Raw genomic sequence first — 10,916 nt, 5'->3', positions numbered from 1 at the left:
ACCCTGCTCACGCATGCGTAGGGCCGTGGAGCGCTTTTCACGTTGTTCTTGGGGGCTGAGTTTACGGGCATCTATTTTCATGGAGACAGATTATCTAATATGCCCTATTTATTTGCCAGGTTAATATGAAGATAGGTATTATTGACTATGGAGTCGGTAACCTCGGATCGGTGATGCGCGCCATTGAGGCCCTGCGCGTCACACCGGTCCTGGTGGATCGCGCCATTGACATGCACACGGTCGATCGGCTCCTTCTACCTGGCGTGGGCAACTTTGCCGATTGCGCACAGCTCCTGCACAAAGGGGGGTGGGTCGACGCTTTGCATGAGGAAGTTCAACACCGCGGCAAACACATGCTAGGGGTTTGCGTCGGCATGCAACTTCTTGCTACCACCAGCATGGAGGGCGCGCAAAGTGATGGCCAGGGGACGACTCCCGGGTTGAACTTGATCCCAGGCAAGGTCGAGCATCTGAGTTCGCTGGGCTGCACCCTGCGCGTGCCTCACAGTGGCTGGAACAACGTTTCGGCATGCGCCGCAGAGCGTGAACTATTCGATGGCATACCTGATGGCACGGACTTCTACTTCGTACACAGCTATGCATTCACGCCAGAGGACAGTGCCGATATTCTGGCCGTTACGGACTATGGTGTCCCGGTGGTCGCCGCTGTCAGACGCGGTCGTGTTTGGGGTACACAATTTCATCCAGAAAAAAGCTCCAGGGCCGGGTTTCGGTTGCTGCGAAACTTTGTAGAGGCGCCAGAATGCTGAAGGTTCGCGTAATTCCAACCCTGCTGTGGAAACAATTAGGCTTGGTAAAAGGCATCGGTTTTGACAGCTGGCGAAGAGTGGGATCCGTCATGCCCGCGATCAAGGTCTATAACCAGCGTGAAGTTGATGAGCTCATCCTGGTGGACATCGTGGCTCACAAGTCAGATGAAGATCTGGATTTCGAATCTGTCGATGACTTCGGCCAAGAGTGCTTTGTTCCATTGACCGTGGGTGGCGGCATTACTCATATCAACCAGGTTCAGCGACTGCTTCGAGCTGGTGCGGACAAGGTCTGCATCAACACCACGGCCTATACCACCCCGGAACTGCTGAGTGAAATTGCCAAGCGCCATGGTGCGCAGTCCGTCGTGGCGAGCATCGATGTCCGAAATGAGTCGGACGGCAGTGGTTGGCAGTGCTTCAGCCATGCGGGAAAACAGGCTACAGGTCGTAAAGTTGCTGACTGGGCACGCGAAGTGGAAGCAAGAGGCGCCGGCGAGATATTGATTACATCGATCGATCGAGACGGAACGCAACTTGGGTATGACTTGGCGTTGATCGAGGCTGTAGTCAAGGCTGTCAACATCCCGGTAATCGCTTCGGGCGGCGCAGGCAACTACCAGCATATGGTCGAGGCTGTAACTCAGGCTGGCGCCTCGGCAGTCGCTGCTGCCAGCATGTTCCACTTCACCGAACAGACTCCTGCCGGTGCGAAAAACGCCCTGGCCGCCGCAGGTGTTCCCATCCGCAAGCCATACCTTGATTCGGCTGGGTCTCGATGATCGAGCGCGTTGCGTTTCGTGTCGATGCCTCGGTGAACATCGGCATTGGCCATGTGATGCGCTGCCTCACATTGGCCGACGCCTTGTCCCTGGGTACGGTTGAGAGCCACTTCATCTGTCGCGGAACTCCTGAGAACCTAACCAGACTGATAGTGGACAAGGGGCACCGCGTTCATGTGCTCCCCACAACCACTACGGCTCCTATGCGGCAGGCCGCCTCGCCCAAGCGCGAGGAACATGGCCCGCAGCTTGCCCATTGCAAGTGGCTGGGAGTGTCGCAGCAACACGATGCCAGTGAATCGGCAGCTATTCTGCAAGACTTGCAGCCTGACTGGTTGATCGTCGATCACTACGCTCTTGATGCTCGCTGGGAGCAGGCCGTCAGACCTCTGTGCGGCAAGTTGATGGCGATTGACGACCTAGCCGACCGTGCCCATTGCTGCGACCTGCTGCTGGACCAGAATCTGGGACGCCAGGCTGCGGACTATGGTTCTTGGGTTTTGCCTCACTGCGAAGTGCTCGCTGGTTCGAAATATGCGTTGCTGCGACCCGATTTCGCACAACTGCGCGACTACAGCATCAAGCGCCGGACCACCCCACGGCTCAGACAACTGCTGATCAGCATGGGCGGTGTCGACAAGGATAATGTCACAGGCCAGGTACTGGATGTCCTGAAAAACTGTGCACTGCCGGACGACTGTCGCATCTGGGCAGTGATGGGCGCCACTGCCCCGTGGCTGGAAAGCGTGCGAGAGCAATGTGCCCTGATGCCGGTACCAACCGAAGTGCTGGTCAATATCAGCGACATGGCACAACGGATGGCGGACAGCGACCTGGCGATCGGTGCCGCGGGCGGGACATCCTGGGAGCGCTGCTGCATGGGGCTGCCCACCCTGACGGTGGTAATCGCCGAGAACCAATGGCCTGGGGCCCATGCCCTGGCTAACGCCGGCGCCGGGGAACTGCTGGGAACCGTAGAGCAAATCACCGATCGCCTGCCTGCTGCGCTGACCGACCTGCAACAAGGCTCCAGACTGGAGCAGATGATTGAAGCAGCGATCGGCGTCACCGACGGTTGCGGCACACGTTATGTCGTAGAGAAACTGGAGCAGCTCTCTAAATGACCAGACAAAGCGACAATCAGTGGCTGGTACGCAGGATGACTGACGACGATATCGATCAAGTACTCGCCTGGCGCAACCACGAAGCGGTGCGCAGCTACATGCATACCCAACATGAGATCAAGCGCGCCGAACACACTCGCTGGTTTGAACAGGCGTGCGCAGACCCCCGTCGCGATCTACTGATATTCGAAAGCCAGGGAGTTGCACTTGGTTATGTGAACTTCCACCAGACTGCACAGGGCCGAACCGCCGATTGGGGGTTCTATGCGGCCCCAGAAGCGCCGAAGGGCACAGGTCGCAATATGGGCCAGGCGGCTTTGCACTATGGGTTTACAGAGCTGAACCTGCACAAAGTCTGTGGCCAAGTGCTGGCTTACAATGAACGCTCATTGCGGATGCATCGCAGTCTTGGCTTTCAACAGGAAGGCGTCCTGCGCGAGCAACATTTCGATGGTCAGAGCTATCACGACACTGTGTGTTTTGGCCTTCTTGCCGCTGAATGGCAACTAAATACCTGAGAGGCACCGACTTTATGTCAAACATTTACAGTATCAACATTGCCGGTCGCCGCATTGCTCTGGACGCTCCGCCCTACATCATCGCCGAGCTTTCCGCCAACCATAACGGGAAGCTGGAAACTGCGCTGAAGATCATTGAAGAAGCAAAAAAGGCAGGCGCTGACGCCATCAAGTTACAAACCTATACCGCCGACACCATCACCTTGAACTGCGACTCTGAAGAGTTTCAGATACACGGCGGGCTCTGGGATGGGAAAACTCTCTATCAGCTATATCAGGAAGCCCACATGCCATGGGCCTGGCATGCTCCTTTGTTCAAGCATGCGGAGAAACTGGGCATTACCATTTTCAGCTCGCCCTTCGATAACACCGCTGTAGACATGCTTGAAGATCTCAACGCCCCGGCCTACAAGATTGCCTCTTTCGAGGCAGTGGATCTGCCCCTGATCAAGTATGTCGCAAGTACCGGCAAGCCCATGATCATTTCCACCGGCATGGCTGATGCCGAGGAAATTCAGGAAGCCATAGATACGGCGAAAGCCAACGGCTGCAAGGAGCTGGCAATTCTTCACTGCGTGAGTGGCTACCCTGCTCCGGCCAGTGACTATAACCTACGCACCATTCTCGAAATGATTCAGCGATTTGGATTGGTCACAGGCCTTTCCGACCATACGCTGGACAACACCACAGCCATTACCAGTGTTGCCCTGGGCGCTTCGATCATCGAGAAACACTTCACTCTCAATCGAAGTGGTGGCGGCCCTGATGACAGTTTTTCGCTGGAACCTGCCGAACTGGCCGAGCTCTGCCGTAACAGCAAGACGGCATGGTCGGCCATGGGCAAGGTCGATTACGCACGCAAGTCGAGTGAACAAGGCAACGCAAAATTCCGCCGCTCCTTGTACTTTGTAAAAGACTTGAAAGCCGGAGAATTGATTACCCCGGACGCGATACGCAGCGTACGCCCGAGCTATGGACTTCCACCCAAGTGCTATGACCTGGTCATTGGAAAGCGAGTGACTAGAGACATAACCGCCAATACCGCTGTCAGTTTCGAAGTAATTGCGGAGTAACGCCGGGTGGGGGAGTTAGAAAGCAATCTTGCACTTGCTGTCAGTGAAAGAAATTTTCTTGACGTATTGTGCACGCTTGAAAAAAAATATGATGTTTCGTCACTGCGCTATAAGGGCACGCAATACTGGCCCTTGCTGCGGATGATGCTCGGTTTTGAGAATGATCCACTGGTTCCGCCCGCCCAGGAAAAAGCCGGGATCAAAGATCGGTTTAGAAAATACCTATACGCGCTTAGTTCGTTTTTTGAGAGTTTCATTGACCCGAAGAGCAACCTGGGTCGAAGTGGACCATCTGATGTCTACTATCTGACGCACTCGACCTGCCGCAGCTTGAAAATTAAGGGCAAGTACTTCGACGCATTCTTTTCCCCTTTGAGGCATTGGTGTGAGGCGGCGAACAACCAAATCAGCTTCTACGCCGAAGAGTTTGTCCCTGGCGCTGAGTACCGCACTCCGAGGTCGGAAAAGACAGCCTATATACAAAAATATCTGACGTTAATTTCTCTTCTAGGTGGATCCCGAAGCAAATCCACAAAACTGGAAGAGAGTGATATTGCGCTGATTGAGAACCTGAAGAGCGAGATTGAGTTGCAAGGCTTCACCGCCCGCTCAATCAACTTTCCTGCGATCCAGAAAGCCCTTACACAGCTAGATTTGCATAAAGAGCGTTTTTCAAAAGTCCTGAAATCCACACAGCCGAATATTGTACTGGTCGTCACTTACTACAACACTCTCGGCTTTTCCTTGATGGCGGCGGCCAATGCACTTGGCATAAAGACCATTGATCTGCAGCACGGCGTGCAAGGTCCCGGGCATTTTGCATATGGAAATTGGGGCCGGGTTCCTGAGGGTGGTTGGGACATGCTGCCTCGATTATTCTGGAACTGGACGGCTGAGGATGTAGTCAATGTGAACTCATGGGGAGGCCAGGCTCACACAGGGATATTGGGAGGGCGAATCTTCAGCCAGTACTTGAGCGAGGTGGATGTTGAGTTCTCCGAATATAAAACGTTGACATCTCGCATCAAGAACTCCGGCTGTGAACGAGTCACTCTGATCACCTTGCAGCCCATAGAGTGCGAGGATTTCCTTCAAGCCCTGCTCAACGCGATGCAGAGCCCTGAGTGCGAATCCGTATTCTGGTTGTTTCGGCTACACCCGGCAATGATGGACAAACAGGATATCTATTCAGCTCGATTCAAAAACAAGTGCAGCGACTTGGATTTATGCTCCAACCTACCTATCGATTACGTTTTGAAGCTGGCTGATCTACATGTCACCCTCAACTCTTCAGTTACTATCGAAGCCGCACTTGAAGGCGTCCCTACACTGCTTGATCACAACTGCAGTTACTACATGGAGTGGCAAAACCTGGGGATTGCACAACGTAGAGAAGAAGGACAAGCATGGGCTGTAGCAATTGCAAACCATTTGAACAACGGTAATCGATTCCTTAAAGCCCAGGACAAGCCTTCTGCAAAAAAAATGATTCTCGAGCTGACCTCAAACTGAATCTGCATGCTCAATTTTTAGTGGCTAACTACTATGAACAACCCCAAAGACTATTGGCAAGACAAAACCAATAGCGGACATCGCTTCTCCAGCACCGAATACTTCAGGAAGAAGGCACTTGAATGTGCGCAGGTCATGGAGGAGTTCGGTTCCACAGGCGAAATCATCGACCTGGGCTGCGGCGCAGGAGAGTTGCTGGAGCAACTCATACCCTTGGCAAGAATTTCCAAGGGAATTGATTACTCCCCCTCCATGATCGAATCTGCCAAGCAGCGCCTCAAGGACATCGATATCGATCTGGATGTGGCTGACATCTTCGAGATCCTTCCCCAGTCCAGCTTCCCAACCTGGACCACGACCGAAGCCTTGAACCAGTACTTGAACCCAACAGAAATGGCTAGGGTCATCGGACTCTTTGCACGCAATGAACAGGCTCATGCTTTCTACTTGTTCGACTGCGTGGATCCGATCCGCTACATGACACTGGGCATGGGATCCTACTACTCGACACAACCAGAATCTGCGCTGAATGGGCTGACAGCTCGAACCAATTCGATTGCCAGAGACCTGATATCCTGCGCGAAACTGGCCAGCTTCAGGTTAGGCCGGCAACAGTGGATCAAGTGGAAAGACCAAGGTATGGGATTCGCCTACACCCCTTACTTCTGGTTCGAGACATGCAAGAAGCTGAACCTTGAAATAAACTTCATCAGTTCAAAGTACTATGAGTACCGTTATCACGCAATCATACGTAAACTCCCGGACAAGAGCTGATAGTAGAGCGCAAAACTTTTAACTGAGCAAATTCGCTCTTCACTCCACGTCAAAAAGCATTGAAATATACCGTATCGAGGCAAGTACTTTAAAAAGCAAATCAAATGTACTTTCCACAACTAAATTCAAACTGATGGCTTTCTGTATGCAGCAAAAAAAGAAACTCTACAGGGATGCTTGCATAGCAGAAAAAACAATCCCTATATTCAGTCAGGCCTGGTGGCTCGATGCTACAGCGGGCGCAGAAAACTGGGATGTAGCTGTCGTTGAAAAAGGCGGCAAGCTCATGGCTGCCTTGCCTTACCTGACTAAAAGGCAGCGCTGGTCCACGTTGCTGACCCAACCTTCTCTGACTCAGTTCCTCGGCCCATGGCTGCGGGAGAGTAATGCGAAATATGCGAAGGCTCTGGGGCAGCAAAAGGACCTGATGGAAGCTTTGATCGATCAGCTTCCCAAGTTCGATCAGTACAGCCAGAACTGGCATTACCAACAACAGAACTGGCTGCCCTTCTTCTGGCGAGGGTTCAAACAGACCACACGCTACACCTACGTCCTGCCTGAACTGACGAATGAGGAAGCGCTGTGGCAAGAGGTCCAAGCCAACATTCGAACCGACATACGCAAAGCCAGCGACCGCTTCAATGTACGAGTTCGCGACGACCTCGGCATCAAGGACTTTCTGGCCCTCAATCGCCTGGTCTTCACTCGTCAGGGGATGCCGCTTCCCTATTCCGAGAGTTTTGTCGAAAACCTCGACAAAGCATGTGTTGCACACAGCTCACGCAAGATATTCATCGCAGAAGACCCGCAGGGGCAACGGCATGCTGCTGTCTATTTGATTTGGGACGAAAACAGCGCCTACTACCTGATGGGCGGCGGCGATCCTGAACTACGCAACAGCGGAGCCACCAGCCTGTGCATGTGGGAAGCGATCAAGTTCGCCTCGACCGTGACTAAGCGCTTCGACTTTGAGGGTTCGATGATAGAACCGGTTGAACGCTTTTTCAGAGCCTTCGGTGCAATACAGACGCCCTATTTCGCGGTGACAAAAACACCCTCCAGAATGATTAGAACAGTACAATTCCTCAAAGAACTGAAAGTAGGGAAGTAACGATGCAAAGTGCATGGCCGAACCAATCCATTTTCAGCTGGCTCCAACAGGTTCTGGCTGAACGTTTTGGCCATACCTTTTCTATCAGTTCTACTGAGTCCGACACACTCTGGCTGAGCTATCAGGAAAGCCCCGTACAGATACTACTGTCGATTGACCCTATCAGCTTCAATAAAGCCAATTCAGATTTGCCTTTCACAACATGGGATGCAACTGGAGATGGGTGGGCCTCACTCCTGGACCGCCCGTTACCCGCGCCAGGGGCCAGTACTCTATCGTCGCCATTGATCGAGCCCATACAAAACGGCTACCGCATCAACTATGACATCCTCGGGCTGACTTACTGGATGCTCTCACGCCTGGAGGAAACCAATCGCACGAACTTGGATACCCACCAGCGTTTTGCGGCAACTTCTTCCCACGCCTTCAAGCACGGTTATCTTGAGCGCCCCGTGGTAGATGAGTGGCTGGGCATTCTTGGGCAAGTCATACAAAAAACCTGGCCCAATTTACAGCTCAAGCAGCAGCAGTCCGGCATGAAAGTCTCCCATGACGTCGATATGCCTAGTCAGTATGGATTTCGCTCGCCAGTAGGCATTGCTCGAGGGATGGTGGCGGACGCACTGAAACGCCGAAACTTCAAAGGGGTGTTTCTGGCACCCTGGATACGCTTCAATAGCCAGACGTCACTGCATCCCGCCGACCCTGCAAACACTTTCAACTGGATCATGGATGTGTCGGAGCGCTATGGACTGGTCAGTGCTTTCTACTTCATCTGCGGCAGAACTGATCGCGCTAAAGACGCCGACTATGAACCGGAGCATCCAGCTATTCGAGCCTTGATGCACGATATCCACAGGCGCGGCCACGAGATAGGCCTACACCCCAGCTATAACTCTTTTCAGAATCCGCAACAGATTCAAGCCGAGGCTCAGCGCCTGAGAAGAACATGTGAGGAAGAGAATATCCGGCAAACCGTCTGGGGTGGCCGAATGCACTATCTGCGATGGGAGCATCCCACTACAATGCGCGCCTGGGACGCAGCGGGTCTAACTTACGACAGCACCCTGGGTTACGCTGACTACGTCGGTTTTCGTTGCGGAACCTGCCACGAGTACCCGGCTTATGATCCAGTCGAAGGCAAACAGTTGAATTTGCGTATACGCCCATTGATTGCCATGGAGTCAACCGTCACGGCGCCACACTATATGGGCTTGGGCGTAGGCGAAGCGGCGTTGAAAAAGTTTCAAGACCTGAAAGAGACCTGTCTTGCGGTAGGTGGATGCTTCACCCTGCTGTGGCATAACTCACAGTTCGACAGTGAAGCAGAACGAGAGTTATACAAGGCTGTCGTTAGTTATAAACAAACGCCACTACCTTGCCAAAGCAACTCTTAAAATCAAAATCGATTCACTTCGAAGTACACCGTTAGATTGAGGGCTCACATGCATCTGGTTTCATATTTAATCCCCTTGTACAACAAGGAGGAGTATATAGTCGAAGCAATTGAGTCAGTCTTGAAGGAAGCCAGCGAAGATCTGGACGTTGAAGTCTGCCTCGTCGATGACGGTTCGACCGATTCCTCACTGTCTGTGGTGCACTCGCGATTTGCTGAAAACCCAAAGATCAAGATACATGCATTCTCGCAAAACAAGGGCAAGAATGCGGCCTTCAACAGTGCCTTTGAAATGGCTGAAGGCGATTTCATCTGCCTGCTCGGCGCAGACGACTTTTTAGTTTCAGGAAGGACCAGAAGGCTCTTGGATGAAGCCCTGGCGACCGAAAAGTCGGTTTACGGCGGCCTGTTCCGCTATGACAACGACGCTAAGGCCGTTATCGGAACAGCATTACCTGCCCAGCCCAACTACTTGAAAAACCTATTAGGAAGCAGCCTATCCGGAGGCTGTGCCATGCTGTGGAAAACAGACGCCAAGAGCATCTTCCCACTGCCTGAACATATCAAGTTTGAAGATTGGTGGATCTCCTTCTTCCTGCTTAAAGACAACAGGGTCGCCGTGGTCACTGAACCGGTTCTGTACTACAGGCTACATGCGGGAAATGACTGCGGGACGGTTGTTCCCACGCAGGACTCTGTCGCCAGAGACTACGCGCGGCATTATGACTTTTTCTCGGCCATAAAACCTTACATCAAGGGGTTCTGGCCAAATGCCTACTTCAGGAAGTCCATTGCCTTGAGGGATGCCTTCTTTGGCAGGGGAAAACTGAAATATTTCTTTTACTTTCCGATAGATGCTGCATGGCTGAAAACCGTGTCCTTCATGGTTTTTGGTACATCTTTCGTCTATCGGGTAAAAAGCCGGATGGATCGTCGACGTAACACGGCGGTGGACCAATGATCAGTGTTGTTATGGGCGTCAGCAGATTCGACGAGTTTGTTCCTTTGGCCGTCGACAGTGTTCTCTCTCAGACATTTTCCGATTTCGAGCTGATCATCGTCGCCAATGGCCCCTCTAGTGATGAGGTTGAATCCTGCCTCAGCGAGCTCTACAGCAGTGAACCGCGCTTGCGAGTGATCAAGAGCAGGATCCCACAATTGGCCTGCGCGCTGAACATCGGGCTCGACGCAGCCAAGTTCGACTATGTTGCGAGAATGGATGCGGATGATGTCTGCTGGCCCGATCGCCTGGAAAAACAGTTTGCCTACATGCAAGCCAACAATCTGGACTTCGTAGGCTGCGACCTAAGGCTCATTGATCCCAAAGGTGCCGTACTGGGGACCAGGATTTACCCCAAGGGCGCCCGGATAGACAAGATGCTCCGGTATAAAAACTGCTTTGCGCATAACACCATCATTTATCGAAAAGAGTTGATTATCAAAGCCGGCGGATATAACGCTGGCTTCAACTCTGAAGACTATGACCTGTGGCTAAGACTCAAGCGGTTTGGCGTCAAGTGGGCAAACATGGATGAAGTGCTACTTGATTACAGAATACACAGCGGTGCCTCACAAAGAAAACTGCTGGGATATGCCGAAGCGACAGGGTTGGCTGCGCGGGAATTCGTCTTGAATAAAAGCATTAAAAACCTATTGGCGGTGCTGTATCATTTTTCAAAGTCAATCATCAGGTCCAGATAATACTGCGATCGCACTGTCAGCATTCACTTGGCGGCCGCAAAAACTGAGTGCAACACCTCACCCTCCGGTAAGGTGCCGCCATGTCCTATACAGAACTCAGCGTCGAAGAACGCGCCACGATCCAGGTCGGGCAATATCAAGGTCTTAGTCAGCGC

The 10,916-nt window shown here is 52.6% G+C and carries 11 protein-coding genes; all 11 read left to right on the top strand.

Annotated features, from left to right (window positions below; genetic code table 11):
• Positions 1 to 125 precede the first annotated feature (125 nt).
• The 11 genes from hisH (at position 126) to AC19YX_RS35010 (ending at position 10,761) form a co-directional block, all read left to right on the top strand.
• Positions 126 to 770, top strand: coding sequence for an imidazole glycerol phosphate synthase subunit HisH (gene hisH / locus AC19YX_RS35060; RefSeq protein ID WP_078471688.1), 645 nt, complete (start codon positions 126 to 128; stop codon positions 768 to 770).
• Positions 764 to 1,552: an imidazole glycerol phosphate synthase subunit HisF gene (gene hisF, locus AC19YX_RS35055; protein WP_500608024.1), complete on the top strand. Its 789-nt coding sequence runs from the start codon at positions 764 to 766 to the stop codon at positions 1,550 to 1,552. The genes hisH and hisF overlap by 7 nt, the downstream gene beginning before the upstream one ends.
• Entirely contained in the window at positions 1,549 to 2,676 is a 1,128-nt protein-coding gene (pseG, locus tag AC19YX_RS35050) for a UDP-2,4-diacetamido-2,4,6-trideoxy-beta-L-altropyranose hydrolase (RefSeq protein WP_500608023.1), read from the top strand. The genes hisF and pseG overlap by 4 nt, the downstream gene beginning before the upstream one ends.
• Positions 2,673 to 3,194 carry a UDP-4-amino-4,6-dideoxy-N-acetyl-beta-L-altrosamine N-acetyltransferase gene (gene pseH / locus AC19YX_RS35045; RefSeq protein WP_238596167.1) on the top strand — a complete coding sequence of 174 codons (522 nt, stop codon included), beginning with the start codon at positions 2,673 to 2,675 and terminating at the stop codon, positions 3,192 to 3,194. The genes pseG and pseH overlap by 4 nt, the downstream gene beginning before the upstream one ends.
• 14 nt (positions 3,195 to 3,208) lie before the next feature.
• Positions 3,209 to 4,267, top strand: a complete 1,059-nt coding sequence (pseI, locus tag AC19YX_RS35040) for a pseudaminic acid synthase (protein WP_500608022.1) — start codon at positions 3,209 to 3,211, stop codon at positions 4,265 to 4,267.
• Between the two features lie 6 nt (positions 4,268 to 4,273).
• The gene (locus tag AC19YX_RS35035) at positions 4,274 to 5,779 is read left to right on the top strand and encodes a hypothetical protein (RefSeq protein ID WP_500608021.1); all 1,506 of its coding nucleotides are present in this window, start codon (positions 4,274 to 4,276) and stop codon (positions 5,777 to 5,779) included.
• A 33-nt stretch (positions 5,780 to 5,812) separates the two neighbouring features.
• The gene (locus tag AC19YX_RS35030; protein WP_500608020.1) at positions 5,813 to 6,553 is read left to right on the top strand and encodes a class I SAM-dependent methyltransferase; all 741 of its coding nucleotides are present in this window, start codon (positions 5,813 to 5,815) and stop codon (positions 6,551 to 6,553) included.
• A 145-nt stretch (positions 6,554 to 6,698) separates the two neighbouring features.
• The gene (locus AC19YX_RS35025; protein WP_078471682.1) at positions 6,699 to 7,664 is read left to right on the top strand and encodes a GNAT family N-acetyltransferase; all 966 of its coding nucleotides are present in this window, start codon (positions 6,699 to 6,701) and stop codon (positions 7,662 to 7,664) included.
• Positions 7,665 to 7,666: 2 nt separating this feature from the next.
• Positions 7,667 to 9,061 carry a polysaccharide deacetylase family protein gene (locus AC19YX_RS35020; RefSeq protein ID WP_500608019.1) on the top strand — a complete coding sequence of 465 codons (1,395 nt, stop codon included), beginning with the start codon at positions 7,667 to 7,669 and terminating at the stop codon, positions 9,059 to 9,061.
• Positions 9,062 to 9,109: 48 nt separating this feature from the next.
• The gene (locus AC19YX_RS35015; protein ID WP_500608018.1) at positions 9,110 to 10,021 is read left to right on the top strand and encodes a glycosyltransferase family 2 protein; all 912 of its coding nucleotides are present in this window, start codon (positions 9,110 to 9,112) and stop codon (positions 10,019 to 10,021) included.
• A complete protein-coding gene (locus AC19YX_RS35010) occupies positions 10,018 to 10,761 on the top strand; it encodes a glycosyltransferase (RefSeq protein WP_078471679.1) in 744 nt (247 codons plus the stop codon). The genes AC19YX_RS35015 and AC19YX_RS35010 overlap by 4 nt, the downstream gene beginning before the upstream one ends.
• Positions 10,762 to 10,916 lie beyond the last annotated feature (155 nt).

The organism is Pseudomonas sp. MF09150, assembly GCF_059862355.1.
This window is presented reverse-complemented; position numbering and strand designations above follow the sequence as displayed.

Excerpts from the sequence above, each read along its gene's own strand:
- hisH (WP_078471688.1), top strand. The coding sequence starts at position 126 with ATGAAGATAGGTATTATTGACTATGGAGTCGGTAACCTCGGATCGGTG.
- hisF (WP_500608024.1), top strand. The coding sequence starts at position 764 with ATGCTGAAGGTTCGCGTAATTCCAACCCTGCTGTGGAAACAATTAGGC.
- pseG (WP_500608023.1), top strand. The coding sequence starts at position 1,549 with ATGATCGAGCGCGTTGCGTTTCGTGTCGATGCCTCGGTGAACATCGGC.
- pseH (WP_238596167.1), top strand. The coding sequence starts at position 2,673 with ATGACCAGACAAAGCGACAATCAGTGGCTGGTACGCAGGATGACTGAC.
- pseI (WP_500608022.1), top strand. The coding sequence starts at position 3,209 with ATGTCAAACATTTACAGTATCAACATTGCCGGTCGCCGCATTGCTCTG.
- AC19YX_RS35030 (WP_500608020.1), top strand. The coding sequence starts at position 5,813 with ATGAACAACCCCAAAGACTATTGGCAAGACAAAACCAATAGCGGACAT.
- AC19YX_RS35025 (WP_078471682.1), top strand. The coding sequence starts at position 6,699 with ATGCAGCAAAAAAAGAAACTCTACAGGGATGCTTGCATAGCAGAAAAA.
- AC19YX_RS35020 (WP_500608019.1), top strand. The coding sequence starts at position 7,667 with ATGCAAAGTGCATGGCCGAACCAATCCATTTTCAGCTGGCTCCAACAG.
- AC19YX_RS35015 (WP_500608018.1), top strand. The coding sequence starts at position 9,110 with ATGCATCTGGTTTCATATTTAATCCCCTTGTACAACAAGGAGGAGTAT.
- AC19YX_RS35010 (WP_078471679.1), top strand. The coding sequence starts at position 10,018 with ATGATCAGTGTTGTTATGGGCGTCAGCAGATTCGACGAGTTTGTTCCT.